This is a genomic window from Streptomyces sp. NTD107 (genome assembly GCF_059510435.1).
Map to the genome: position 1 here is coordinate 221,482 of NZ_JCAJZV010000009.1, position 24,636 is coordinate 246,117.

Below are 24,636 nucleotides of genomic sequence, written 5' to 3' on the forward strand. Positions count from 1 at the left end.
GGCGGCCCCCGCTCCCCGGGTGCAGGGGGGCGGGGGCCGCCGGCGTAGGGCTGGGTGGTCGCTCACCAGGCGACGGGCAGTTCGTGCAGCCCGTTCATGAAGTGGCCTTCCTTCCACTTGAACTCGTCCTCACGGACGGCGAGTCGCAGGTCGGGGAAGCGCTGGGAGAGCGCCTCCAGCACCACCTGGAGTTCGATCCGGGCGAGATGGGCGCCGATGCAGAAGTGCGGGCCGTGTCCGAAACCCAGCTGCGCGGCGCCGCCCCGCTCGATGTCCAGGCGCCCGGCGTCCGGGTAGACGTCGGGGTCGCGGTTGGCGGCGGCGATCACCGGGATGACGGCCTCGCCCCGCCGGACGGTGACGCCGCTCAGCTCCACGTCCTCGGTGGCGTAGCGGGGGAAGGAGAAGCCGGAGAGGATGGGCACCAGCCGCATGAGTTCCTCGACCGCGTCGGGGATCAGCTCGGGCTTGTCGGCCAGTGGCCGGAGCCCTTCGGGGTGGATCAGCAGGGTGGCGGTGAAGTTGGCGATCTGGTGGGCGGTGGAGACGAACCCGGCGCTCAGCAGGTCGGCGGCGAGCGCGTGCACCTCCGCCTCGCTGATGCGGTCCTCCTCGTCGCAGGCCCGCACCAGCATGCCCAGCATGTCGTCGGTGGGATGGCGGCGCCGCTCGGCGACGATGGCGCCCATGTAAGCGGTGAAGTCCTCGAACCGCTTGATGAGATCGGCGGGTCGGGTCTCGTTGGACAGGATGGTCTCGGCCCAGCCCCAGAACAGGTGGTGGTCCTGTGCGGGCACGCCCATCATTTCGCAGACCACGCTGGTGGGCATGGGGACCGCGAGGTGGGTGACGAGGTCGGCGGGCGATCCGGCGGCGGCCAGCCGGTCCAGGCCCTGGTCGGTCAGCTCCCGCACCCGGGCGCGCAGCTTCTCCACCCGGCGCGGGGTGAAGTCCCGGCCCAGCACGGAGCGCAGCCGGGAGTGCTGGGGCGGGTCCATGGAGAACAGGCCGTTGCCGACGCGGGCGCCGGCCCGGGTGCGCGGCTGGTCCTGGCCGAGGGAGGCGACGATCGAGAACCGGGGGTCGGACAGCACGGTCTTCACATCGGCGTACCGGATGGCGAGATAGGCGTCGTCGCCGTACGGCAGCCGGACCTTGGTGAGCTGGCGCTCGTACAGCTCGTGGTAGACGGGAGGGAAGTCAAGGCCCGTGGATTTGAAGGGGAAGGTGAGCAGATCCTGCTGATGCTGCTGTCCGGGCATGGGGGTGCTGTCGCCTTTCGTGGCTGGGACATGGTGCGGCGCGTGCCGCCGGCGCGGTGGCGGAGGGGGAGCTGGAGGGGGCCGGGGTCCGTGGGACGACGGGGCCGGCCGGGCGCCGGGGCGGCACACGCCTTCTTCAGCATGCGGCCCGGGGCCCCGCCGCCGGGGTCCCGGACGATCAAGATCACTCCAAAGAGCGAGCGCGCGAGTACATTGTGTTACGTGCGCCGGGGCTTCACTGTCCGATTTCACGCCCGGCGCGCACGTACCCCGGGAACTCCTCGGGCGCGCACCGCACCTCCCGCCAGCCGGGCCCGGTGACGGTGCCCCCGCCGAGCAGTTGCCGCCACTCCCCCGGCGGCACATACAGGTCGCGGCGCCCGCCCGGCTCCAGCAGCGGCGCCACCAGCACATCGGGCCCCAGCAGATACTGCAACTGGGCGTCGCGCGCGCAGCGGTCCTCGGGGAAGGCGAGCGGCATCGGCCGGATCAGCGGCGGGCCGCCCTCGGTGGTGGCGGTGGCGGCGCAGGCCGCGACGTACGGGGCCAGCCGGCTCCGCAGCCGGCACGCCGCGATGGCGGCGGACCGGGCGGGCTCCGGGTAGGCGGTCGGCTCCCGGCGGCCCATCCCGTGGAACCGCATGATCGGCGAGAACGCCGCCCACTGCGCCCACCGCCCGTACAACTCGGGCTCCACATCGGCCGGTACGGCGTCGGGCGTCATCTTCTCGCGCACCACGGAGGCCAGCTCGTAGGACTCGGGGGTGTAGTAGCCGCCGGCGTCATAGGTCACCACGGAGCAGCCGCTGAGCGCCATCGACAGCACGGCGCGCAATGTGGCCGCCAGGCCGCTCCAGCTGGAGGGCATGTCCCCGGCCCAGTGCGCCGGGTTGCGCTGCGATCCGGCGGTGCCGGAGCGGGCGATGGCGGTGAAGTCCCCGGCCCGGGCGCGCAGCCCGGCCTCGCGCACCACCTCCTGGTAGATCAGCGCGAAGGAGTTGCGGCGCTGCGCGCCCCGGCTGCCGTCGGCGAAGACCGCGTCGAAGGGGATCTCCTCGCCGAAGTCGGCGAGCACGGCGCTGTTGTGTTCCTCGCGCAGGGTGGCGGCCAGGCGTTCGCACCACCATTCGCGGGCCTGCGGGTGGGTGAAGTCGACGACCAGGGAGTCCTGGTTGTCGGCGGTGGACGCCGGGGCGCCGTTCGGGTCGAGGACGAGATAGCCGCGCCGGGTCAGCTCGTCGGCGAGCGGGGTGCCCCGGGTGACGTACGGGTTGATCCACAGGCTGGTGCGTACCCCGCGCTGGGCCAGTGGCCGGGCCCAGTCCTTCGGGAAGCGGCGGCGGTCGGGCCCGTACGTCCAGGCGGCGGCCTCCAGCACATTGCCGGCCAGCCACTCGTCGACGTGGATCACGTCCACCGGGCAGCCGGCGGCCTGGAGTTCGTCCACGGTGCGGACCATCTCGTCGGCGGTGAAGTAGGAGGAACGGCTCATCCACACCCCGAACGCCCAGTCGGGCAGCGGGTGCGGGCGGCCGGTGAGGGTGAGGTAGCGGTCCAGGATGGTGGGGGCGTCGCCGCTGATGAGGAAGAGGTCGAGGTCGTCGCCCTCGATCTCGATCCGGGCCGCCTCGGAGTGGGTGGCGCCGATGTCGGCGTCGACCGGCCCGCCGGTGTGCGCGAACAGGCCCCAGCCGGCGTCGGACCACAGCAGCGGCACATTGAGGTAGGCGGTGTCGCGTCCGGCGGCCCGGTTCTCCTCGGTGTTGCGCAGTGTGCGGCGCCGGCCGCGCAGGTCGATGCCCTGGTAGCTCTCGCCGCCGCCGTAGACGGCGGCGCCCGGGTTGAGGTGGATGGTCTCCACCCAGGAGGCGGTGCGGCGGTGCCGGCTGGCGGGCCGGTACCCGGAGCGGAACGGCGCGATGGCCGCCTCCGGCTCGCTGAAGCGGTGGTAGGCGCCGAAGTGGAAGCCCTGCCGGCCACCCCGCTCCCAGTACGCGGCCACCCCGGGACCGGTGATCTCCACGCCGCGGTCGGTGGCGTGCAGGCGGGCCGGGCGGTGCGGGGCGTCCAGCAGCACCGGGGAGTCCGGGCGCGGGGCGGGGCGGTCGGCGAGCCGCAGCCGCAGCACTCCGTCGAGCGGCACGGTGCACTCGATGCGGACGGTGGTTCCGGAGGCGAGGGTCACCCGCAGATACGGGCCGTCCGCCTCCGGACCGGCGGCTGCGTACGGGTCGCTGTGCCTGGTCATCCGCCGCGGGTACCCGGGGCGGCGGGGCGGAAAACCGCCGGTCAGAGGCTGTTGCCGGCCTCTTTGATCATCTGGAGCGACTGCTGCTGGTCGAGGGCGCTGGAGAGCAGATCGTTGAAGGCGTCCCCGTACTTCTCCACGTCGTCGGGGCGGCGGGTGATGCCGGAGCCGGCGAGGTTCTCCAGATAGACGATGGGACGCATGCCCTGCTGGCGGAAGCGGATCACCACGAACGGGCCGCTCATCCCGGCGTGCGCGCCGGAGCTGAAGGGGACCACCAGGACCCGGATGTGCGGCTGGCCGGCGGCCAGCTCGGCGATGTGGGCGAGCTGGCCGCGCATCACCTCGGGGCCGCCGACGGGGCGGCGCAGCACGGCCTCGTTGACGATCGCGGTGAGCTTGGGGGCGCCCTCGCCGCGCAGTACCTTGCTGCGGGTCATGCGCACGGCGGTGAGGCGTTCCACGTGGTCGGCGGAGAGGTCGGCCGGGCCCAGCTGGTGGACGGCGCGGCTGTACGCCTCGGTCTGGAGCAGCCCGGGCACGTACTCGGACTGGTAGCTGTGCAGCTGGGCGGCGCTGGCCTCCAGGGCGAGGTACGCCTGGAAGCCGGGGGAGATCACCGAGCGGTATTCGGGGGACTGCCACCAGTCGCGCTTGGTCTTGGTGACGACGGCGTAGCTCTCCAGGCGGGCGGCGGTCTCGGTGTCGGCCTCGTAGAGGCGGCACAGCAGCATGACGTCGGTGGGCTTGACGACGCCGTCGCTGCCGGTTTCCAGCCGGGTCATCTTGGAGGCCGCCCAGTGGAAGCGGCGGGCGACCTCGCCCGCGGTCAGGCGGGACTCCTCGCGCAGCCGGCGCAGTTCGGTGCTCAGGTGCAGCCGGCACAGGGCGGGTGACGCGGACTCGATGGTGCGGACCATGCAGCCTCCTCGGGGGGTGCGCCCCTGGCGGACGATCGCGGTCGCGGTACGGATTCCGCGCCGTGTGTGCTTCCGGGAGTATGCCGAGGGGCCGCGCAATTCCGCCAACGAATCGGGCGGGAACAGCAGTTCAGGTGTGATAGCGGGATACGGCGCGGGTGGCCGCACACGGAATTCCGTGCCGGGTATTCCGGGCCGGGCGCGGGCCGGCCGCCGGTGCTTCCGGTGGCCGCGGATCGCCGCAGGTGGGGTGGGGCGTACCCCGGGCGTACGGGGGGCGCGTCGGCTGCGGCAGGATGCCTCGCATGCGGATGCGGATACTGGTGCTGGGCGGGACGTGGTTCCTCGGGCGGGCGATCGTCGACGAGGGGCTGCGGCGGGGGTGGGAGGTCACCACCTTCAACCGCGGCCGGTCCGGCGCGGATGCCCCGGGGGTGCGGCCGGTGCGCGGGGACCGGGGGCTGGTCGCCGATCTGCGGCGGCTGGCGAGCGAGGGGCCGTGGGACGCGGTGATCGACACCTCGGCCGCCGAGCTCGACCCGGAGGTGGTGCGGGCGGGCGCGCGGGCGCTGGAGCCGGTGGCGGGACGGTATGTCTTCGTCTCGACGGTGAACGCCTACCGGGGCTGGCCGGCGGAACCGCTCACGGAGTCGGCCGAGCTGTACGGGCCGGGGGAGACCGGCTACGGGCCGGGGAAGGCGGCTGCCGAGCGGGCGGTGGGCGGGTGTTTCGGGGCGGACCGCACGGTGCTGCTGCGGCCCGGGGTGATCCTGGGGCCCGGCGAGTACGTGGGCCGGCTGCCGTGGTGGCTGGACCGGGCACGGCGGGGCGGACCGATGCTGGCACCCGGCGACCCGGGACGGACCATCCAGCCGGTGGACGTACGGGATGTCGCCGCCTTCGCGCTGCGGCTCGCGGGTGCCGGTGCCGGCTCCGGCGGTGGTACCGGCGGGGGCGCGGTGGGCGGGGCGTACAACGTGGTGGCCCCCATCGGGCGGGAGACGATGGGCGGGCTGCTGCACGACTGTGTGACCGTCACCGGGCGGCGGGCGCGGCTGCGCTGGGTGCCGAGCGAGGCGCTGCTGGCGCACGGGGTGCGGCCGTGGACGGAACTGCCGCTGTGGCGGGCGATCGAGGGTGGCTGGCAGGTGCGCTCGGACGCGGCGCAGGCGGCCGGGCTGCTCTGCCGGCCACTGGCGGAGACGGTGATGGACACCTGGGCCTGGCTGACCGCCGGCGGCCACCCGGTGGCACACCCGCGGCGGGCGCAGCACGGCATCGCCCCGGAGAAGGAAGCGGCGGTCCTGGCCGCGCTGGGCGGCACCGAGGACTGACGGACGCCGCCGCCGCGCCGGGACCCCGAACGCTCCGCCCCGCCCTCTCCACCCCGCACTCTCCGCTACGTTTCTCCCTCTTTCTTCACTCACCGTGCCCAACGATGCAACCTTTTCGGGGGCCGCTCCGTGGAGAGGGGTGAAAGGGGGGTCAGAATGCGCCGCCACGAAGATCAACACTTCCGGGAATTCGCAGCACAGGAGGCCGGCCCACTGCGCCGTATCGCCTACCTGCTGTGCGGGGACTGGCATCTGGCGGAGGATCTGATGCAGAACGTGCTGATCAAGGTGTACCGGTCCTGGCCACGGCTGGAGCGGCATGACGAATTGCAGGGTTTTGTGCGGCGGGTGCTGCTGCGCACCTGGCTGGATGAGAAACGCAAGCCCTGGCGCCGCTCGGAGCAGAGCTTCGGCATGGTGCCGGAGGTCATCGACACGGCGTCCGGTCCCGATGAGGTCGCGGACCGGATGCACACCCGGGCCCTGGTGCGCCAGGCGCTGCTTCAGCTGCCGCCGAAGCAGCGGGCCACGCTGGTGCTGCGGTTCTTCGACGATCTGTCGATCGCCGACACCGCCGCCGTGCTCCGGTGTTCGGAGGGCAATGTGAAGAGCCAGACGGCGCGCGGGCTGTCTTCGCTGCGCCGGCACCTGGGGCTGGGCTCGGCCACCCCGGCGATATCGGGCCTGCGTCCTGGACGGGTGTCATGACGGACCGACATCAGGAGGAGATCCGCTGGATGCTGGCGGACGCCACGGGTGACGAGCCGCCGCTGCGGCTGGACATGGATGCCCTGGTGGGCCAGGCCCGCCGCGAGCAGCGGCGGCGGCGCACCCTGATCGGCACGGTGGCGGCCACCGCGGTGATCGCGGTGGCGGGCACGCTGCTGCCGGCGCTGCTGTCGCCGTCCCCGCCACTGCCCGCGCCGGCGCCGCCGGCCTCCGTCCCGGACTCGGCCACCCCCGGGCCCAGCCGCTCGGTGCCGGTGCCCGTCCCCTGGTCGCAGGAGGGTCCGGTCGAGTACGACTCGCGGGAGTTCGCGGCGGCCGGCGGGTATCTGCGCGAGCGGCTGGAGTCGGTGCTGGAGGAGGGCCGGTGGGACTTCGTGCCCGGCGCCGTCGCGGATCACAGCGCCTACCGGGACCCGGAGAAGGGCCTGTACTCCTGGCGGTTCCTGGTGCCGGTCACCATCGACGGCAGGGAGGAGTTCACGCTGGAGGTGTGGTTCGACAGCGCGGCCGAGGAGCCGCTGGAACCGCTCCTGTGCCCGGAGCCGCCGGTGCGGGGCGACACCTGTGAGCTGATGGGTTCGCCGTCCTGGCCCGTCGTCCCGGAAGGCGGCCCCGAACTCGCCGACCCGCCGGACAGGGCGGCCGACCCGGTCCCGGAAGGCGGCACGCAGGACGGCCCGGTCCGGGCCGCCGAAGGGACGGCGGGACTGCTGACCGGGGCGGGCGAAACCTGGACCGTCGAGCGAAGAGCCAATGACTACCGGAGAGTGACCGTGACGACAGTCGGACATATCGACGTCCCGATGCCCGTGAACGCCGTCCAAATGGATGACATCGCCCGCCTTCTCATCGCATAGCGCTACCAGCGGGCAGTCGACAAAGAAGAGTAGTCCGTGACGGATCGTTGAATGATGACGGTGGATACTCCATGAAATCCCCTCAGCGCAGACTGCGCATCGGCTGGTTCCTGGGCGCCTCGGCGGCCTCGGTGGTGATACTCCTCGCGCTCACCGGGCCGTCCGTGGGGCTGCTGCCGGCCGAGCAGCCCGCCGCGAAGAACGGCACCGGGGACCCCGCCGTCGAACTGTCGGCCGCCGGGCCCGGTCCCCAGGGGGCCGGCGGGCCGCGGGCGGAGCGGGAATCCGGGTCCGGGCCGGAGCCGGCGCCGACCGGCCCCGAGGAGGCCGGCTCCCAGGACGGCTCCGAGGACGTCGAGGAGGCGGAGCAGGACATCGACGACGGAGCGGACCGGGATCCGGCCGGCTACGCGGAGCTGCTGGAGACGGTCATCGAGCTCGATCCGGAGCTGACCGGGTCGGGTGAGCTGGTCCCGGTGCCGGGCAGCGACCCGGCGGCCGACCCGGACGCGGACCGGTTCTACCGCTACCGGGTGGATGTGGAGGAGGGTCTGCCCATCGATCCCGAGTTCTTCGCCGAGGTCGTGCACCGCACCCTCAACGACCCGCGCAGCTGGGGCAACGGCGGGCAGCGCGGCTTCGCCCGGGTCTCCTCCGGCTCGCCGGACTTCGTGGTCACCCTGGCCAGCCCGGGGACCACCGCCCAGTGGTGCGCCAAGGTGGGGCTGGACACCTGGCAGGAGAACGTGTCCTGCGATGTGGCCTTCACCGAGCGGGTGATGATCAACGCCTGGCGGTTCGCCCAGGGCTCGCAGACCTTCGGTGATGACATCAGTGGCTACCGCCGGATGGTGATCAACCACGAGGTCGGGCACCGGCTCGGCTACGGCCACCACAACTGCACCACCGAAGGGGCACCGGCTCCGGTCATGATGCAGCAGACCAAGACGCTGACCACCCCCGGCACCGGCGTCAGCTGTCTGCCGAATCCCTGGCCGAACCCGGAGAACTGACCAGCAGCAGGGCGAAGCGGTCCTGCGGATCGGTCCACCAGTGGTCCACCGCAAGGCCCGCCGCCACCAGTTCCTCGGTGAGGGTGACCCGCCGGAACTTGGTGGAGATCTCCGTCAGCGTCTCCTCGCCCCGGCCGAAGTCCACGGTCAGATCCAGCGCCGGGATCTTGACCGTCTGGGAGAAGCGGGACCACAGCCGCATCTCCATCCGCTCCTCCTCCTCGTTCCACACGGCGCGGTGGTCGAAGTCATTGAGGTCGAAGTCCGCCCCCAGCTCCCGGTTGAGCACGCGGAGCACGTTCTTGTTGAACTCCACGGTGACGCCCTGTTCGTCGTTGTAGGCGCGGCGCATCATGGCCGGGTCCTTGACCAGGTCCACGCCGAGCAGCAGAGCGTCGTCCGGGCGCAGCAGCCCGCGCAGTTCGGCGTAGAAGGCGGCGCGGCGGCGCGGGTCGAAGTTGCCCAGGGTGCTGCCGAGGAAGGCGATCAGCCGGGGTCCCGGCAGGTCGGGCAGCACCAGGCCGGTGTCGAAGTCGGCGACGGTGGCGTGCACCCGCAGCTCCGGGTAGTCCCGGCACAGGGCCTCGCCCGCCTCGGCCAGGGCGGATTCGCTCACGTCGATGGGGGCGTAGAGCTCCAGGGTGCCGGCGGGCACCGTCTCGGTGAGGGTGGTGGCCGGGCCCGCCTGCGCGGCGGCGGCCCGTTCGGGGTCGGCGGACGTGTCCGCCGGGGCGTCGGCCGGGGCGTCGGCGGTCATGGTGTCGGTGCCGGCCCCGGTGGCGGGCTCCGCGCCCCGGCCGTCCTCCGCGGCGGCCATCGCCTTCTTGCGTTTCTTGCCGCCCCTGCCACCCATGGCCCTGGGCAGGCCCATGGCCACATCCATGGCGGTGCCCAGGTGCGGGCCCGCGGGCCCGGCGGCGGCCACCCCGCTGAGCGCGTCGACCAGCATCCGGGTCTTGCGCGAGGACCCCGAGCCCAGTTCGACCAGGACGCGGGCCGCGGTGAGTTCCGCGATCTCGGCGGCATGCGCGCGCAGGATCTGCCGCTCGGCCCGGGTGAGGTAGTACTCGGGCAGCCGGGTGATGCGGTCGAAGAGTTTGCTGCCGCGTTCGTCGTAGAACCACTTCGGCGGCAGCATCTTGGGGGTGCCGGACAGCCCGCCCCGTACATCGTCGGCCAGCGAGGTGGCCCAGTGGTCGGCGGGCAGCAGGTTCTCCAGGGTGAAGCGGGGGGTGTCCATCACGGCTTGGTCCCTTCCACAGTGAGGATCGGTTCTGGTCCCGGGGCGCGGTACGGCCGGGCGGCGGCCCCCGCCCGGCCCCGGGCGGGCCGGGGCGGCAGCGGGGCGCTGCGTACCCCCGAGCGGGTGGCCAGCACCAGCGAGCCCTCCGGGATCTCCCGCCAGTCGGCCGCTCCCCCGCTGGTCAGGCCGGGGGTGGGTTCGGAGGCGACCAGCACCCGGCCCGGGGTCTGCGCGTACCACAGGGAATCGCCGTGCCGGGTGGCGATGACGGTGTCCCCGTCGGTGAGCAGCAGGTTCAGCCGGGCGGTGGGGCGAACCGCGGCGACGGCGCTCACCAGCTGGGCCACCGCCTCCACCGGAGGCCGGCCGGCGGTCAGCCGGCGCCCCAGCAGCGTCCACAGCAGCGCCGAGTCGCAGCGCCCGGCGCCGGCCAGCAGATCGGCGGTGCCGATCGCGCCGGCGGCGGCGCCGAGATCGTCGGGCAGGCGCTCCCAGGCGTCGATCGCGCCGTTGTGGGAGAACAGCCAGCGGCCCGCGCGGTACGGGGCGGTGACCGCCTCGTCGGGGCTGCTGCCCGGGGTGGCGGAACGTACGGCGGCCAGCACGGCGGTGGAGGCGATGGCGGCTGTGAGTTCGGGGAGGTTGCGGTCGTTCCAGATCGGCAGGGCGCGCCGGTAGCGGGCCGGCTCGGCGCCCTCGTACGGGTCCCCCGGGTACCAGCCGATGCCGAAGCCGTCGGCGTTGACCGTGCCGTGCAGCTGCTTGCGCGGCGCCCAGGACTGCTCGTACAGGCTGCCGGGCGGGGCCGTGAGCAGTTCGGCCAGCGAGATCGGGGCATTCCCCAGGTAGGCGAGATGACGGCACATCAGGGTCTCCCCTCGTCGGCGGCGGCGTCGGCGTCGCGGCAGGTGCGGAAGCCGGCGAAGATCTGCCGCCGGATGGGGTGGTCCCAGTTGCGGAAGGTGCCGCGGCAGGCCACCGGGTCGGTGGCGAAGGAGCCGCCGCGCAGCACCTTGTACGCGCTCCCGGCGCCGGGGGCGGGGAAGAAGACCTCGCTGTACTCGCGGTAGGGGAAGGCGGTGAAGCCCGGGTAGGGGGTGAAGTCGGAGGCGGTCCACTCCCATACGTCGCCCAGCAGCTGGCGGGCGCCGCTGGGGGCGGCTCCGGCCGGGTAGGAGCCGGCCGGGGCGGGCTGGAGATGGCGCTGGCCGAGCCCGGCCTGTTCGGGCTCGGGGCCGTCGTCACCCCACGGGTAGCGGGTGGCGCGCCCGGTGTCCGGATCGTGCCGGGCGGCCTTCTCCCACTCCGCCTCGGTGGGCAGCCGGCGGCCGGCCCAGCGGGCGTACGCGTCGGCCTCGTACCAGCACACATGCAGCACCGGCTGCTCGGGCGGCACCGGCTCGATGCGGCCGAACCGGCGCCGGTACCAGGGGCCGGTGTCCCCGTCCCGCCGCCAGAACCGGGGCGCCGTCAGGTCCTCGCGCTGCCGGTGTTCCCAGCCGGCCGGGTGCCACCAGCGGGGTTCGCGGTAGCCGCCGTCCTCGATGAAGTGCTGATAGGCGGCGTTGGTCACGGGCACGGTGTCGAGCCAGAACGGCGGGACTTCCACGGTGTGGGCGGGGCGTTCGTTGTCCAGGGCCCACGGGTCGGTGCTGGTGCCCATGGTGAACGGGCCGCCCGGCACCAGGACCTCGGCCGGCAGCGTGGCGGCGTCCGCCGGGGCGGGCGGCGGCGGGGGAGCGTCCAGGACGGGCGGGCCGGAGCGCAGCTGGTGGGTGGCGAGCATGGTCTCGTCGTGCTGCTGCTCGTGCTGGGCGATCATGCCGAAGACGAAGCCGCACTGGAGGAGCGGATCCAGGTCCGCGCCGTGCCGGGGGGTGGCGTCCAGTACTTCCAGGGCCGCCTCGCGGACCTCGGCCAGATAGCGGCGGGCCCGGTCGGGGCGGAGCAGCGGCAGCGCGGGGCGGTCGGCGCGCGGATGCCGGAAGGCGTCGTACAGGTCATCCAGCTCGGGCCGCAGCGCCGGCCGGCCGCCGGCCCGGCGGACCAGCCAGATCTCCTCCTGGTTGCCGATGTGCGCCAGATCCCAGCCCAGCGGGGACATCAGCGGGGAGTGCTGGGCCATCAGTTCGTCGTCGCCGAGGCAGTCGGTGAGCGCGAGGGTACGGCGCCGGGCGGCGTCGAGGACGGCCTGCGGGGCGAGGACATCGGCGAGCTGCGAGCGGTCGCGGGGCAGGGTGTACTCGCTCACGGCCGGAACTTCCCCTCGATGGGCGGGTCCGCCGGCCGGTCGGCCTGGTGGGTGGTGTGGTGCCGGTGGACGTGCGGGTGCGGGCGGTGCGGGAGCGGGCGATGGGGGTGCGCGCCGGGCGGGTGGGCGCCGGCCGGCCGGTCGGGGTGCGACTGGTCGTCGGCGGGACAGCGCCCGCGCTCGGGGTAGCGGTCGGCGAAGTCGGCCACCACCCGGCGAACTCCGGCGGCCTGCGGATCGCGGGCCAGCGCGCTGTCGGCGGCGGCGAAACAGGCACGTACCGCCCGGCCCAGCTCGGGATCGGCGGGGCCGCGCTGCGCGGCGCGCAGCCACACGGCGGCCGGCGGATGCGGGCGGCCACCGGTCAGCGGCTCGGTGGCGGCGTACGCGGCCTCGGCGGCCACCGGGTCGTCCATCAGCACGGCGGCCAGGGCGAGCGGCACCGCCCAGCGGTCGCCGCTCTGGGCATCCACCATGCGCAGTTCGAGCCAGCCGCGCGGCCGGATCGGCGGGAAGAGGGTACTGAGGTGGTAGTCGAGGTCGGACAGCTGCGGCCGGTGCTCGCCGAGGGCGCCGCGCAGCCAGGACCGGAAGGTCACCCCGCGCGGCGCGTCCCAGCCGGCGGGCGGAGTACGGCGTACGCACATCAGCTGCGCGTCCAGGGCGTACCGCGACCAGGCGGCACGGGGGTCGGCGTCCGGGTCGAGGTGGTCGGCGTCCGGCGGACGGGTGCGGGTCGGGTCCATCCGGGCCCACACCGCCTGCCGGGTGGACACCCAGCCGGTGCGGCGCCCGCGCCACACCGGGGAGTTGGCGAACGCGGCGAGCAGCACCGGGCCGAGCCGGTGCGCGAGCCGCCAGCGGTAGCGGTAGCCGGTGGGGCCGGCGGAGTCGTCGCCCGCGTCGAGATTGATCTGTACGGAGGCGGTGGCCCGCATCATCAGCCGGCCCCACGGGCCCACCCGGTCGAAGTAGGACTCCATCGCGCCGTAGCGGGGCTCGTGCAGGACGCGCGCCGGGTCGCGAAACGGCTCCAGGCCAAGACCGCCGGTGATCAGGCCCTCGCCGGCCAGGGCGGCGCGCAGCACGCTCAGATCGGTGGCGGTGGCGCGTACCGCCTCGGCGAGGGAGGGGGCGGGCGGGGTGCTCAGCTCGACCTGGCCGCCGGGCTCGCGGGTGAGCCGGCTGCCACCGGGCAGCCCGGGCGCGCCGGGCGCCTCCAGCGCGGCGAGCGCGGCATCGACCCGGCGGGCGGGGACCACCCGGCGCGGGTCGGTACGGTCGTGGACCAGCCACTCCAGTTCGACGCCGACCCGGCCGGGCGGGCCGGTGATGAAGCAGGCACCGCCGATGTGTGCCTCGGCGTCGGCCTCCCGGATCGGGACGGCGGCGGGTGCGGTCGTCATGGGGTCTGCTCCTCGTGCTCGTGATCGCGGTGAAGGTCGGCGGCGCGGCGCCGGAGCACGGCGCAGGTGGCGACGGCGGTGCCGAGGAAGGCGAGGCGGGCCAGCGCGGGCCGGTTGAGGCGGTGGCCGGTGAGCCGGTCGGCGGAGTACCGGCCGGGGCCCGCGATGCCGAGCGCGGCGCCGGCCCAGCCGAGGAAGGCGGGGAACTCGTAGCCGCCGGAGAGCGCGAAGAACCCGGCCGGCGCGTGCACGGCCACCGCCCCGGCCATGGCTCCGGCGGCCACGGCCCCGGCGACGGGGGTGGCGAGACCGGCCGCGAGCAGCGCGCCGGCCGCCACCTGGCCGCCGCCGGCAGCGAGCGCGCTGGGGCGGCCGGGGCGGAACCCCATCCGCTCCATTCCGACCGAACTGGCGGCAAGACCGGGGCCGCCGAACCACCCGAACAGGATCTGGGCCCCGTGCGCGAAGAGCACCCCACCGGCCCCGAGCCGCAGCACCAGCAGCCCGGCATCTTGCCGCCGCGAAAGGCCCATGCCCACTCCTTCTGTGACAAACCCCCCGCCCAGTCTCAACGCCCCGCCCCCACCCCGCCGCCGCAACTGACCCATCCGGGCGGGGTGGGGGTGGGGGTGGGGGTGGCGGTCCGGGGCGACCCTGCGTGGGCGCGCGGACGGAGGCCCCCCACTCGTGCCGGGCGGACGCAGCCGTGTCGGGACCCGATCACGCGGCGCACGACGGCCGAACAGTGGGCAACCCATCGGACCGGCTTCTGCCGGCCGGCAGCGCATGACGGCCGGACCCCGGAACCGACGGCCGCACCCGTCAGGCGAGCGCGGAGGACCGCCGTCCGCCTGCCGGGGGTGCGGGGCGGGCTCGTGCGCCGGCGTGGGGTGTGCGGAGTGGGGACGGGGGTGGTGCCATGGAAGGGGAGGGTGTGAGGAGGACAGAGCCATGACGTTCGTGGACCGGCTGGACGCCGGGCGGCGGCTCGCCGCCGCCGTGGCGCATTTGCGGGAGCAGGATGTGGTCGTCCTCGGCCTGTCCCGGGGCGGAGTCCCGGTCGCCGCCGAGGTCGCCAAGGAGCTGTGGGCTCCGCTGGACGTCGGGGTGGTCCGCAAGCTGGGCGTGCCGTTCCAGCCGGAGCTCGCCATGGGTGCCATCGGCGAGGACGGGGCCCGGGTCATCAACGACGAGGTCATCCGGGGCGCGCACATCACCGATCGCGAGCTGGCGGATGTGGAACGTACGGAGCGCACCGAGCTGGAGCGGCGGGCCCACAGCTACCGGGGCGGACAGCCACGGGTATCGCTGCGCGGGCGGACCGCCGTGGTCGTGGACGACGGCATGGCCACCGGGGCCACCGCCCGGGCCGCCTGCCGCTCGGCGCGGGAGCGCGGGGCGGCACGGGTGGTGCTCGCGGTGCCGGTGGCACCGGCCGACTGGGCGAGCCGGGTGGGCCGGGACGCCGACGAGCTGATCTGCCCGCAGACCCCGCTGGAGTTCGCTTCGGTCGGGCAGTTCTACCAGGACTTCGCTCCCACGGCTGACCAGGAGGTCATCGCGTGCTTGCAGCACGCCCGGCCGGAGCCCGCCGGCATCCCGGTGGTGGACCGCGACGGCGAACAGCGCACGTTGAAGGGTCAACTGCTGGTGCCGGTGGGTGCCGGCGGGGTGGTGATGTTCGTCCACGGCAGCGGCAGCAGCCGGCTCAGCCCGCGCAACCGTTTTGTCGCCGAGGCCATGCGGCAGGCCGGGCTCGGCACCCTGTTGTTCGATCTGCTGACGGGCGATGAGGAGTCCGACCGGGCGAACGTCTTCGACACCCGGCTCCTCGCCGGTCGGCTGCGGGAGGCCACCCGCTGGCTGCGGGAGCGGCACCCGGAGCTGCCCATCGGCTACTTCGGGGCGAGTACGGGTGCGGCGGCGGCCCTGTGGGCGGCGGCTGAACTCGGCCAGAGCGCCGCGGGCGAGGGCGAGGGGCCCGTGGCGGCGGTGGTGTCCCGGGGCGGCAGACCGGACCTGGCCGGCCCCCGGCTGGCGGAGGTCACCGCGCCCACCCTGCTGATCGTCGGCGGACGGGACGAGACGGTCATCGAACTCAACCGCCGGGCACAGGAACAGTTGCACGGCGAAACCCGGCTGACGGTGGTCCCGGGCGCCACCCACCTCTTCGAAGAACCGGGCGCCCTGTCAGAAGTCGCCGAACTCGCCAGGGACTGGTTCCTGACCCATCTCCCCGACGGAGCGGCCGGCCGGACGGCGGACGGGGCGGACGGGGCAGGCGGGGCGGCGGAGGCCGCCTGAATGCCCGAACGTACTCCTTCCGCCGCCTGCCGCCGTCCCGACTGACGTCGGCGGGGGTCCTGGGCGGCGGCAGCGCAAGTGCAAGCGGCCCGCGTCAGGTCGGGACCGGGACTCCCGGCCACCACCGGAGCAGCGAGACTTCCGCCGTGAAAGGCGGTTTCCCCCGCGAAACACGCGGAATCACATCCGGTGTGCGGCCAGGGCTGCCGCGCGCCACGCCCGCCCCCAACCAACTGACCCCCGCCGCAGTAACCCCCGGCCTCATCCCCGCCCCCTCTCCAGGAAGTGCTTCAGCCGTTGCCACGGCCAGGTGTTGATCACGTCCTCGGCGGTCAGCCAGCCGCGCTGGGCCGTGCCCACCCCGTAGCGGGTGTGGGAGAGGTGGGTGGTGGAGTGGGCGTCGCTGTCGATGGCGAAGCGGGCTCCGTAGTGCTTGGCCCGCAGGATGTGTTCGTCGTTCAGGTCCAGGCGGTGGGGGTGCGAGTTCACCTCCAGGGCCGTGCCGGTGCGGGCGCAGGCCGCGAAGACCGCGTCCAGGTCGGCGTCGATGGGTGGGCGGCGGCCGATCTGGCGGGTCGTGGGGTGGCCGATGATGTTGACGTACGGGTTCTCGCAGGCCCGGATCAGCCGGCGGGTCTGCGCGTCGCGGTCCAGGGTGAAGTGCGAGTGGATCGAGGCCACACACAGATCGAAGCCCGCCAGGAACGCGCCCGGCCAGTCCACTTCGCCGTCCGGCCCGATGTTGAGTTCGGTGCCGTGCAGCAGCCGGAGCTTCCGGTGGCGCGCGGACAGCGCCCGCAGCTCCTCGCGCTGCTTGAGGATCTTCTCGTCCGTCATCCGCTGCATGTACAGCTTCGGCGCGTGGTCCGTCACCGCGTAGTACGTGTACCCGCGCGCCGCCGCCGTGGCGACCATGTCCGTCAGCGAGGACAGCCCGTCCGTCAGATCGGTGTGGGTGTGCAGATCGCCGCGCAGGTCCGCCTCGGTGACCAGGTCGGGGAGTTCGCCGCGCAGCCCGGCCGCCACCTCGCCCCGGTCCTCGCGCAGGGTGGGCGGTATCCAGGGGAGGTCCAGCCGGGCGTAGATTTCCTCTTCGGTGCGTGATACCTGGCGCTTTCCGGTTTTCGCGTGGAACAGGCCGTACTCCGAGAGTTTCAGGCCCTTGCGGACCGCGATTTCCCGGGTTCTGATGTTGTGGGCCTGCGAGCCGGTGAAGTATTGCAGTCCCGCGCCCCAGGAGTCGGGGGGCAGGACCCGCAGGTCGAGTTGCAGGCCCTTGTTCGTACGGACCGAGGTCTTCTTTTCGCCGTGTGCGATCACTTCGGCGGTGTGCGGCAGGTCGATGAACGCCTGCATCACCGAGGCGGGTGCGTCGGAGGCGACCAGGATGTCGATGTCGCCGATGGTTTCCCGCATCCGGCGCAGCGAGCCCGCGTACACGCACCGTTCCGGGTCGCAGCCGGTGGCCTCGCGCAGGGCCGTCACCGTCTCCTCCGCGATGTCCGTCGCCGCGCTGAGCAGGATGCGGTCCCCGGCCTGCTGCATGAGTTCCACGCCGTGCAGGATGTTCTCCCCGGTCTTCTTGCCGAAGCCCTTGAGGTCCCGCAGCCGGTCCTGCTCGATGGCCTTGACCAGCGCGTCGATCGAGGAGATGCCCAGCTCCTCGTACAGCAGCATCGCCTTCTTCGGCCCCAGCGTGGGGATGGTGATCAGCTCGCGCACGCCGCCGGGGATGGTGGCGCGGCGTTCGTCGACCGTTTTCATGTGGCCGGTGCGGAGATATTCCGACACCTTTTCCGCGATCGATTTTCCGACGTTCGGGATCTCTCGCAGGCCCTTCTCGTCCAGCCGGGAGATGTCGGTGTGGTAGCCCCCGACGGCGCGTGCCGCCTTTTCGTAGGCGCGTGCCTTGAACGCGTCTCCGCCGGTGATGGCGAGGAGGTCGGCGTACTCGTTCAGCAGCGCCTCGACCTCCTCATTGGGCCGGGCCACCGCTCCAGTTTAGGGAGAGGAATGGGATTCCGCAGGGCGGGTACCCGGCGGACTCTTTGCCAAGGCCGCGGCAGGGCCGGAAGGAGGCAGACCGTGCGGGCGACTTTCCCCCTGGGGCGAATCTTCGGGATCAGGGTCGGGGTGCACTGGAGTGTGGTGCTGATCTTCGCCCTGATCGCGTTCGGGCTGGCGGCCGGCCGGCTGCCGCAGACCCACCCGGGCCATTCGTGGGCGCTGTACACCGCGATCGGCCTGATCACCGCCGTGATCTTCTTCGCCTCGCTGCTCGCGCACGAGCTGGCGCACGCGGTGGTGGCCCGGCGGAACGGGGTCGCCGTCGACGACATCGTGCTGTGGCTGCTGGGCGGGGCCACCCGGATCCGTACGGAGGCGCCCGATCCCAGCGCCGAGTTGCGGATCGCCGGGGTCGGGCCGCTGGTGAGCCTGATTCTGGGCGGGGTGTTCAGCCTGCTGGCCTGGCTGCTGCACGCCGTGTCCGCGTCCGGGCCCGTGGTGGAGGGCGTGGTGTGGCTGGCGGCGATCAACATCCTGCTGGCCGTCTTCAACGCCGTGCCGGCCGCCCCGCTGGACGGCGGGCGGCTGCTGCGGGCCTTTCTGTGGTGGCGCGGCGGTGACCGGCTCAAGGCCACGGAGGGCGCCGCCCGCGCCGGGCAGATCTTCGGCTGGCTGCTGGTCGCCGCGGGTCTGGTCACCTTCCTGTGGCGGGTGGCGTTCGGCGGGCTGTGGCTGATGCTGATCGGCTGGTTCCTGGTGATGGCGGCGTCGGCCGAGGGCCGGCAGGCGCGGCTGCGGGAGGTGCTGGCGGGGGTGTCGGTACGGCAGACCATGTCGCGCGAGCCGGTGACCGTACCGGCCGGGATGAGCGTGGGGGAGTTTCTGTCGGACGTGCTGCTGCGCTCGCACCACTCGGCGTTTCCGGTGGTGGAGGTGGTGCCGGAGGGCGGCCCCGGGCGGCCGGTGGGCCTGGTCACGCTCGATCAGGCGGGGCAGGTGCCCCGGGACGGCCGGGACTCCACCACGATGGGGGACATCATGCAGCCGCTCGCGGAGTCGCGGGTGGAGGCGCCGGACAGCCCGATTTCCGATGTGCTGCCCCGGCTGGAGAGCGGCCCCGGGCGGCGGATCCTGGTGATCGACGACGGGGTGCTGGTGGGGATTCTGTCGCCGTCCGATGTGAGCCGCATGGTGCGCATGCTCACGTCGCAGCAGCAGCATCCGTCGCCCGGGGGGTGGGGGCAGGGGCCCGGGGAGGGGCAGTGACCGGGCTGCCAGGCTTGCTCAGTTGTAGATCGTCGCCGCTCGTGAGGTCTGCGCTATGCCGTTGGCGCCCTGGAAGATCCGGCGGCCCCAGCTGGTGAGCGCGTTGGGGTTGAAGTTGCTGACCATGTCCAGGTATTCCACTCCCCCGCTGTTGCCGCTCCAGGACCAGCCCAGGTAGCCGATGCCGTACTGCTGGGCGATGGACATGATGGCGTCCTCGTCGGGGTTGCCGTCCGAGTGGTCGTGGCCGAACTCTCCGACCACGATGGGCAGCCGGGCGTTGACGAAGTGGGTGAGGTAGCCGCGCACGGTGGCGTCGTTCGGGTAGACGCCGTACATGTGGATGGAGAAGACGGTGTTGCGCCGCGGGTCGGCGTCGAAGACGGACTGTGCGTTGGTGCGCATCACATTCGCCCAGTCCTGGCCCCAGTTGGGCGCGTCGACCATGAGGGCGTGCTCGAATCCGGCGTTGCGCAGCTTCTGGATGGCGGCGCGGGTGTCGTTGGTCCACGCGGTGTAGTTGTTGTTGCCGTACGGCTCGTTGCCGATGTTGACGACGATGTGGTTCTCCTGGCCGGTGAGCGCGGAGCGGATGCTGATCCAGTAGTCGGCGGCCCGGTCCAGGGTGATGGCGCCGCCCTGTTCCCCGTAGCCGGTGGTGTCGTGCACCTCCAGTACGCAGATGAGCCGGTTGGCCTTGCACTGGCCGACGATGTTCGCCACGTCGGAGGCGTCGTTGCGGCTCCAGCGGTCGCCGCTGGAGAGCACGACGCGCACGGTGTTGGCGCCCAGCGCCTTGATGTGGGCGAGGGATTGGGTCTGGCCGGGGTACCAGGTGTGGGCGTGGTTCACGCCGCGCATCACGAAGTCGCTGCCGTTCGCCTCGACCAGCCGGCCGTTGCTGACCCGCAGTCCGGTGGCGGCGGCGGTCGCGGGCGCGGGGTCCTGGCCGGCGGCGGCCGGGCCGGCCGGGGTGAGGGTCAGGGCGAGCGCCGCGGTGAGGGCGGCGGCGAGCAGGGCGGTGATCCGGGCGCGCGGGCCCGTTCTGGTGCGGATGCCGGTGCGGATGGTGTCGCGGATGGTGTCGCGCATGTGATTCTCCTGCGGAGTACCGTCCCGTAGGACTCCCAGTGGGGTGGAGAGAAGGTCGTACGGTCAGCCATGGGAGCGCTTCCAAGCTGATGCCTCATCAGGCCACCGCTCCCCCCGCCTGTCAAGGGAAAGAGCCGGCGGCCCCGTACGGAAGATCCCGACCGGGCCCGTAACCGCCGCTCAGCGGACTACCCTTCAGTTCATGAACAGCCGCCCCGCCCTCACCGGACCGGCCTATCGCAGACTCAGCGTCGAGGAGCGTCATGCACAGCTGATCGCCAGCGCCCAGCGGCTGTTCGCCCGTGCCGTCCCCGAGGAGGTCTCGCTGGACGACGTCGCCCGCGAGGCCGGGGTGTCCCGGCCGCTGGTGTACCGCTACTTCCCCGGCGGCAAACAGCAGTTGTACGAGGCCGCCCTGCGCAGCGCCGCCGACCAGCTGGAGGGCTGCTTCGCGGTCCCCCAGGAAGGGCCGCTCAGCCAGCGGCTCGGGCGCGGGCTCGACCGCTATCTCGCGTTCGTCGACCAGCACGACGAGGGGTTTGTGGCGCTGCTCAAGGGCGGCAGCGTGGTGCAGACCACCAACACCACCGCCATCGTGGACCGGGTACGGCGCGCCGCCGCCCGGCAGTTGCTCGCGCATATGCGGGTGAGCGAGCCGGGGCCGCGGCTGCTGCTGGTGGTGCGCACCTGGATCACGACGGTGGAGGCGGCCTCGCTGATCTGGCTGGATGAGGAGAAGGCGCCGGAGCTGGGCGAGTTGCGGGACTGGCTGATGGATCAGTTCGTGGCGCAGCTGGTGGTGACGGCGGGGCGGGACGAGCAGACGGCGGGGATTCTGCGCGGGGCCGCGTCGCTTGAGCCGCCGGGTGGCCAGATCGACGGGCTCATCGAGCGGACGTTCGGGGTGCTGACGCCCAGCGCGTCGTAGCCGCGGGCGGACGACCGGTGGCGGCGGCCCGTCCGGCCGCCGCCACCGTCCGGGTCCGGGTCCGGGTCCGGGTCAGCAGACGCTGTCCTTCGGCCTGGGGTTGGCGAGCCCGAACAGCGGGCGCAGCCGCAGCCCGGCCCAGGTGCCCAGCAGCGCGACCGCGCCCCAGATCCAGCCGTGCAGGCTGCCGGAGGCGATGCCCGCCAGGTACGCGCCGATGTTGCAGCCGCCGGCCAGCCGGGCGCCGATGCCCATCAGGATGCCGCCGAGCACCGCCGCCAGCGCCGTGCGGCCGGCGATGCCGCGGTGCAGCGCCCAGGTGCCGCCGAGCGCCGCCGCGAGGCCGGCGCCGATCATGATGCCGATGTCGGTGAGGCTGTTCTTGTCGGCGAGCACCGCCCCCTCGAACATCGCCTGGTTGTTCGTCTGCTGCCAGAAGCTCCAGTTCTCCGGGGAGCCGCCCAGCGCGCCGACGATCTTGGAGCCCCACAGGGCGAAGGCGCTGGTGATGCCCCAGGCACCGCCGGAGACCAGCAGCACCCCGGCGCCCAGTACGGCCAGCACCAGGGCGCCGGCCACCAGCGGCCACGAGCCGCGCAGCGCCCGCGCGGCGCCCTTGGCGGTGGGCACCACGCCGGCCGGCGGCGGGTTGCGGCGGGCCTGGACGTACCGGGTGAGCGCCACGATGCCGCCGAGCGCGGCGATGGTGATGGCCCACGAGCCGAGCCAGCCGACGTGGTCGGAGAGCAGCACCGCGTCGTACGCGGGCAGGTCGCTCCACAGGTCGAACTGCCAGGCGGCGAGGGTGGAGCCGGCGATGAAGCCTCCGAGGGTGAGCAGGATCGAGGACTGGCCCGAGCCGACGGCGAACAGGGTGCCGGAGGCGCAGGCGCCGCCGAGCTGCATGCCGATGGCGAAGACGAAGGAGCCGATCAGCAGCCCGAGGCCGATCTTTCCGGCGGACGGTGCGGGGGTGGTGCCGAAGAGTCCGGTGCCGGTGCCGATGATCACCGCGAACAGGGTGGCGGTGGTGCCCAGCAGCAGGGCGTGGGCGCGCAGCCCGGCGCCGTTGCCGACGGCGACCAGCTGGCGCCAGGCGGAGGTGAAGCCGAACCGGGAGTGGAACAGCGCGAAGCCGAGGCCCAGGCCGAGCAGCAGCAGGACGCCCTGCTTGGCGCCGTGTTCGGACCAGACGTACGCGGTGAGCGCGGCGCCGATGACGCCGAAGGCGGCGAGCGGGGCGCGGCGCACCGGTGGGGCCGGGGGCGCGGGCGGTGTGGGCAGGGAGGTGGGGCCGGGGGTCAGCCAGGTGGCGGTGGGGAGGCGGGGGCGGGTCCGTGGTCCGGATTGGGGCGCGGCCGGGGCGGTGGTCACAGTGGTTCTCCGGGTCGTACGTGCTCTGTGCGCGGTACGGGGCGCACGCAAGGGGAGCGGGGGGTGTGAAGGGAGCGGTGGGAGGGCGCACCGGGGGGTGGGGGCGCGTCAGTGGCGACAGAGGCCGTCGTCAACGCACCAGGCCGAGGTCGCGAACAGCGCAAGGCGCAGTTTGCGGGCGGGTGCGGACATATGAACGAGGGTAGGCTTCGGCGCCCGCTCAGGGGAAGGGGTGGTGACGGTCATCACCCGCCCGGGAAAGGAGCTGGTCACCCTCCATGCACACGTCCCACAAGCTCCCTCGGCGCCCGCGCCGCACAGCGTTGGCCCTTCTCGCGGTCACGGCGCTCGCCACCGGCGGCGTCTCCGCGCTCCCCGCCACCACCGCGATGGCCGCCTCCGCCGCGGCGTCCGCTCCGGCGAGCGCCGGCCCCGCCGTCGACTCGTTCCGCTATCCGTGGCGCGGTCATGATCCCCGTGACGCGGACGGGCACGGCTACTACCGGGCCTCGTGCGCCTCGTTCGCGGCCTGGGCGATACGTTCGGACGGGCGTTCGCACCGCGCCTCGCCGGACTTCCTGGGCGATGCCCGGGCCTGGACCGCGCCGCGTACCACCGATGCCCCCCGGGTGGGCGATGTGGCGCAGTGGTCGGCGCATCATGCCGGGGCGGGGGCCCTGGGGCATGTCGCCTATGTGACGGCGGTGCACGGGGACGGCACGGTCGAGGTGCACGAGTACAACTGGCGCGGCCCCTTCAACAACCAGCAGCCGAACCGGCTGAACGTCCGTACCATCCCGCTCTCCGAGCCCACCCGCTATCTGCGGTTCTGACCGGGGGCCGGCCGGCTGGGAGACTGGCCGGTGTGAAGAGCGAGGAGACCGCGTTCGTCGGTGGGCCCCTGGACGGCCGCACCCTGCCCGTGCTGCTGGGGCCCACCGGCAAGCCGCCGAAGACGTACGAGGTGCCGGTGCCGGACCCGGACGGCGGCCCGACGGTGACGCATGTGTACCGGCTGGAGGCCGCCGGGTACACCAAGCGGCTGCGGGTGCCGCGCGGCTGGCGGTATGTGTACGACCCGGCGGGCCGGCCGGCCGGCGGTCCGCGCTGGCCCTGGCGGCGGCGCGGCACGGCGGACTGACCCACCGTCACCGTCCCGTCACTCTCCCGCACCCGTCCGGCGGGCCGGGCCGGGCCAGGCGCCCGATGATCGAGCCATGATTCTCAGGCCCCGGCCGTTGTCGTCCCTGGTGCTCGCGGTCCTCACGCTGGCCGCGCCGGTCGCGCGCGCCGAGCCGGTGGACGCGGGTCCGCCGAGCGTCGGTTCGCTGCTGGCGGAGCTGCGCACCCTGTACGAGCGGGCCGGCGCCGCCACCGAGGCGTACAACGAGACCGAGCAGCGGCTGCTCGAACAGCGAGACCGGGTCTCGGAGCTGTCCCACGGGCTGGCCGACACCCGTACCGAGCTGGCCGCCACCCATGAGGCCATCGGGGCGCTGGCCCGCGAGCAGTACCGGGGCGGCGGGCTGATTCTCCCGGCACCGCTGCGGCTGCTGCTGGGTGCCGACCCGGAGCGCGAGCTGGCCGGGGCGGCGGCGCTGGCGCGGGCGGCGGATCAGGCGGCGGCGGTGCTGGAGCGGCTGGAGAGCGGGGAGCGGCACGAGGGCGAGCTGGCGGGTGAGGCGCGGGCGGCGCTGGACGCCCAGCAGGCGCTGATCCGGGAGCGGGAGCGGCAGCGGGACGCGGTGACGGAGCGGCTCGATGAGGTGGAGGCGCTGCTGGTGGGGCTCTCGGGCGATGAGCTGGCGCAGTTGTCGGCGCTGGAGCGCAGTGAGACGGTACGGGCGCAGGAGCGGCTGCTTGCGGACGGGACGCTGGGCACGGATCTGGGCCGGGCGCCGTCGGCCGAGGGGGAGCGGGCGCTGGGCCATGCGATCGCGCAGTTGGGCAAGCCGTACGAGTGGGGCGCGGAGGGCCCGGACAGCTTCGACTGTTCGGGGCTGACGATGCGGGCCTGGTCGGTGGGGGCGGGGCGGGAGATTCCGCGCACCTCGCAGCAGCAGTGGGAGCGGTTGGCGCGGGTGCCGCTGGACGCGCTGCGCCCGGGGGATCTGGTGGTGTACTTCGAGGACGCCACCCATGTGGGCCTGTACGCGGGGGACGGCATGGTGATCCACGCGCCGCGGCCGGGGGCGACGGTCAAGGTTTCGCCGCTGGCGGCGAATCCGCCGCTGGGGGCGGTGCGCCCGGATCCGGAGTCCGAGCCGCTGTCGTCATGGACGCCCCCGCCGTTGCCGGAGTGGGCGGGCGAGGGTGAGGACAGCGGCTACGACTTCCGGTGACGGGGTGTCTGGGCCGGCTCTTTTGGATCTTCGCGGATCAGGATCCGAAGAGAGGACCTA

21 protein-coding genes are annotated in these 24,636 nt (G+C 73.5%); 10 read left to right on the top strand and 11 right to left on the bottom strand.

Annotated features, from left to right (window positions below; genetic code table 11):
• Window positions 1-62: 62 nt before the first annotated feature.
• The 3 genes from AC5WRL_RS19800 to AC5WRL_RS19810 form a co-directional block, all read right to left on the bottom strand.
• The gene (locus AC5WRL_RS19800; RefSeq protein WP_496089942.1) at window positions 63-1,262 is read right to left on the bottom strand and encodes a cytochrome P450; all 1,200 of its coding nucleotides are present in this window, start codon (window positions 1,260-1,262) and stop codon (window positions 63-65) included.
• A 235-nt stretch (window positions 1,263-1,497) separates the two neighbouring features.
• Entirely contained in the window at window positions 1,498-3,510 is a 2,013-nt protein-coding gene (locus tag AC5WRL_RS19805; RefSeq protein ID WP_496089943.1) for a glycoside hydrolase family 31 protein, read from the bottom strand.
• Between the two features lie 41 nt (window positions 3,511-3,551).
• Window positions 3,552-4,430: a helix-turn-helix domain-containing protein gene (locus AC5WRL_RS19810; RefSeq protein ID WP_496089944.1), complete on the bottom strand. Its 879-nt coding sequence runs from the start codon at window positions 4,428-4,430 to the stop codon at window positions 3,552-3,554.
• Window positions 4,431-4,741: 311 nt separating this feature from the next.
• Between AC5WRL_RS19810 and AC5WRL_RS19815 the strand changes: the two genes are divergently transcribed.
• From AC5WRL_RS19815 to AC5WRL_RS19830, 4 genes are all read left to right on the top strand, one after another.
• Complete coding sequence (locus AC5WRL_RS19815; RefSeq protein ID WP_496089968.1) at window positions 4,742-5,764, top strand: NAD-dependent epimerase/dehydratase family protein; 1,023 nt, start codon at window positions 4,742-4,744, stop codon at window positions 5,762-5,764.
• A 156-nt stretch (window positions 5,765-5,920) separates the two neighbouring features.
• Complete coding sequence (locus tag AC5WRL_RS19820; RefSeq protein ID WP_496089945.1) at window positions 5,921-6,472, top strand: RNA polymerase sigma factor; 552 nt, start codon at window positions 5,921-5,923, stop codon at window positions 6,470-6,472.
• Entirely contained in the window at window positions 6,469-7,350 is an 882-nt protein-coding gene (locus tag AC5WRL_RS19825; protein ID WP_496089946.1) for a hypothetical protein, read from the top strand. The genes AC5WRL_RS19820 and AC5WRL_RS19825 overlap by 4 nt, the downstream gene beginning before the upstream one ends.
• Before the next feature lie 71 nt (window positions 7,351-7,421).
• A complete protein-coding gene (locus AC5WRL_RS19830) occupies window positions 7,422-8,363 on the top strand; it encodes a DUF3152 domain-containing protein (RefSeq protein WP_496089947.1) in 942 nt (313 codons plus the stop codon).
• Here AC5WRL_RS19830 and AC5WRL_RS19835 read toward each other — a convergent pair.
• Genes AC5WRL_RS19835 through AC5WRL_RS19855 form a run of 5 tightly spaced genes read right to left on the bottom strand, consistent with a single transcriptional unit; the run spans window position 8,323 to window position 13,796 of the window.
• Window positions 8,323-9,606, bottom strand: coding sequence for an L-histidine N(alpha)-methyltransferase (locus tag AC5WRL_RS19835; RefSeq protein WP_496089948.1), 1,284 nt, complete (start codon window positions 9,604-9,606; stop codon window positions 8,323-8,325). The genes AC5WRL_RS19830 and AC5WRL_RS19835 overlap by 41 nt on opposite strands.
• The gene (gene egtC / locus AC5WRL_RS19840) at window positions 9,603-10,472 is read right to left on the bottom strand and encodes an ergothioneine biosynthesis protein EgtC (protein ID WP_496089949.1); all 870 of its coding nucleotides are present in this window, start codon (window positions 10,470-10,472) and stop codon (window positions 9,603-9,605) included. Before egtC ends, AC5WRL_RS19835 begins: the two co-directional genes overlap by 4 nt.
• Window positions 10,472-11,857 (bottom strand): ergothioneine biosynthesis protein EgtB, encoded by a 1,386-nt coding sequence (egtB, locus tag AC5WRL_RS19845; protein ID WP_496089950.1) that lies wholly within the window; start codon window positions 11,855-11,857, stop codon window positions 10,472-10,474. Before egtB ends, egtC begins: the two co-directional genes overlap by 1 nt.
• Entirely contained in the window at window positions 11,854-13,263 is a 1,410-nt protein-coding gene (gene egtA / locus AC5WRL_RS19850) for an ergothioneine biosynthesis glutamate--cysteine ligase EgtA (protein WP_496089951.1), read from the bottom strand. Before egtA ends, egtB begins: the two co-directional genes overlap by 4 nt.
• On the bottom strand, window positions 13,260-13,796 hold the full coding sequence (locus AC5WRL_RS19855; RefSeq protein ID WP_496089952.1) for a DoxX family protein: 537 nt from the start codon (window positions 13,794-13,796) through the stop codon (window positions 13,260-13,262). Before AC5WRL_RS19855 ends, egtA begins: the two co-directional genes overlap by 4 nt.
• 418 nt (window positions 13,797-14,214) lie before the next feature.
• Between AC5WRL_RS19855 and AC5WRL_RS19860 the strand changes: the two genes are divergently transcribed.
• A complete protein-coding gene (locus tag AC5WRL_RS19860) occupies window positions 14,215-15,567 on the top strand; it encodes a phosphoribosyltransferase family protein (RefSeq protein WP_496089953.1) in 1,353 nt (450 codons plus the stop codon).
• Window positions 15,568-15,828: 261 nt separating this feature from the next.
• Here the strand turns inward: AC5WRL_RS19860 and polX are convergent, their stop codons facing one another.
• The gene (polX, locus tag AC5WRL_RS19865) at window positions 15,829-17,559 is read right to left on the bottom strand and encodes a DNA polymerase/3'-5' exonuclease PolX (RefSeq protein ID WP_496089954.1); all 1,731 of its coding nucleotides are present in this window, start codon (window positions 17,557-17,559) and stop codon (window positions 15,829-15,831) included.
• Window positions 17,560-17,652: 93 nt separating this feature from the next.
• Between polX and AC5WRL_RS19870 the strand changes: the two genes are divergently transcribed.
• Entirely contained in the window at window positions 17,653-18,840 is a 1,188-nt protein-coding gene (locus AC5WRL_RS19870; RefSeq protein WP_496089955.1) for a site-2 protease family protein, read from the top strand.
• Between the two features lie 18 nt (window positions 18,841-18,858).
• Here the strand turns inward: AC5WRL_RS19870 and AC5WRL_RS19875 are convergent, their stop codons facing one another.
• Window positions 18,859-19,932, bottom strand: coding sequence for a glycoside hydrolase family 5 protein (locus AC5WRL_RS19875; RefSeq protein WP_496089956.1), 1,074 nt, complete (start codon window positions 19,930-19,932; stop codon window positions 18,859-18,861).
• A gap of 202 nt (window positions 19,933-20,134) precedes the next feature.
• Here AC5WRL_RS19875 and AC5WRL_RS19880 point away from each other — a divergent pair, with 202 nt between their 5' ends.
• Entirely contained in the window at window positions 20,135-20,860 is a 726-nt protein-coding gene (locus AC5WRL_RS19880) for a TetR/AcrR family transcriptional regulator (protein ID WP_496089957.1), read from the top strand.
• 72 nt (window positions 20,861-20,932) lie between these two features.
• Here the strand turns inward: AC5WRL_RS19880 and AC5WRL_RS19885 are convergent, their stop codons facing one another.
• Complete coding sequence (locus tag AC5WRL_RS19885) at window positions 20,933-22,234, bottom strand: YeeE/YedE family protein (protein ID WP_496089958.1); 1,302 nt, start codon at window positions 22,232-22,234, stop codon at window positions 20,933-20,935.
• Between the two features lie 278 nt (window positions 22,235-22,512).
• On the opposite strand from AC5WRL_RS19885, the gene AC5WRL_RS19890 reads away from it, so the two are divergent.
• The 3 genes from AC5WRL_RS19890 to AC5WRL_RS19900 all read left to right on the top strand — a co-directional run bounded on the left by AC5WRL_RS19890 (window position 22,513) and on the right by AC5WRL_RS19900 (window position 24,576).
• Window positions 22,513-23,067 carry a CHAP domain-containing protein gene (locus AC5WRL_RS19890; protein WP_496089959.1) on the top strand — a complete coding sequence of 185 codons (555 nt, stop codon included), beginning with the start codon at window positions 22,513-22,515 and terminating at the stop codon, window positions 23,065-23,067.
• Between the two features lie 32 nt (window positions 23,068-23,099).
• On the top strand, window positions 23,100-23,375 hold the full coding sequence (locus tag AC5WRL_RS19895) for a DUF8847 domain-containing protein (RefSeq protein ID WP_496089960.1): 276 nt from the start codon (window positions 23,100-23,102) through the stop codon (window positions 23,373-23,375).
• 76 nt (window positions 23,376-23,451) lie between these two features.
• Window positions 23,452-24,576, top strand: a complete 1,125-nt coding sequence (locus AC5WRL_RS19900) for a C40 family peptidase (protein ID WP_496089961.1) — start codon at window positions 23,452-23,454, stop codon at window positions 24,574-24,576.
• Window positions 24,577-24,636: the final 60 nt, after the last annotated feature.

Bases quoted from the DNA above. Each gene is read 5' to 3' on its own strand.
- AC5WRL_RS19800 (WP_496089942.1), bottom strand. From the start codon at position 1,262: ATGCCCGGACAGCAGCATCAGCAGGATCTGCTCACCTTCCCCTTCAAA.
- AC5WRL_RS19805 (WP_496089943.1), bottom strand. From the start codon at position 3,510: ATGACCAGGCACAGCGACCCGTACGCAGCCGCCGGTCCGGAGGCGGAC.
- AC5WRL_RS19810 (WP_496089944.1), bottom strand. From the start codon at position 4,430: ATGGTCCGCACCATCGAGTCCGCGTCACCCGCCCTGTGCCGGCTGCAC.
- AC5WRL_RS19815 (WP_496089968.1), top strand. From the start codon at position 4,742: ATGCGGATACTGGTGCTGGGCGGGACGTGGTTCCTCGGGCGGGCGATC.
- AC5WRL_RS19820 (WP_496089945.1), top strand. From the start codon at position 5,921: ATGCGCCGCCACGAAGATCAACACTTCCGGGAATTCGCAGCACAGGAG.
- AC5WRL_RS19825 (WP_496089946.1), top strand. From the start codon at position 6,469: ATGACGGACCGACATCAGGAGGAGATCCGCTGGATGCTGGCGGACGCC.
- AC5WRL_RS19830 (WP_496089947.1), top strand. From the start codon at position 7,422: ATGAAATCCCCTCAGCGCAGACTGCGCATCGGCTGGTTCCTGGGCGCC.
- egtC (WP_496089949.1), bottom strand. From the start codon at position 10,472: ATGTGCCGTCATCTCGCCTACCTGGGGAATGCCCCGATCTCGCTGGCC.
- egtA (WP_496089951.1), bottom strand. From the start codon at position 13,263: ATGACGACCGCACCCGCCGCCGTCCCGATCCGGGAGGCCGACGCCGAG.
- AC5WRL_RS19855 (WP_496089952.1), bottom strand. From the start codon at position 13,796: ATGGGCCTTTCGCGGCGGCAAGATGCCGGGCTGCTGGTGCTGCGGCTC.
- AC5WRL_RS19860 (WP_496089953.1), top strand. From the start codon at position 14,215: ATGACGTTCGTGGACCGGCTGGACGCCGGGCGGCGGCTCGCCGCCGCC.
- AC5WRL_RS19875 (WP_496089956.1), bottom strand. From the start codon at position 19,932: ATGCGCGACACCATCCGCGACACCATCCGCACCGGCATCCGCACCAGA.
- AC5WRL_RS19880 (WP_496089957.1), top strand. From the start codon at position 20,135: ATGAACAGCCGCCCCGCCCTCACCGGACCGGCCTATCGCAGACTCAGC.
- AC5WRL_RS19890 (WP_496089959.1), top strand. From the start codon at position 22,513: ATGCACACGTCCCACAAGCTCCCTCGGCGCCCGCGCCGCACAGCGTTG.
- AC5WRL_RS19900 (WP_496089961.1), top strand. From the start codon at position 23,452: ATGATTCTCAGGCCCCGGCCGTTGTCGTCCCTGGTGCTCGCGGTCCTC.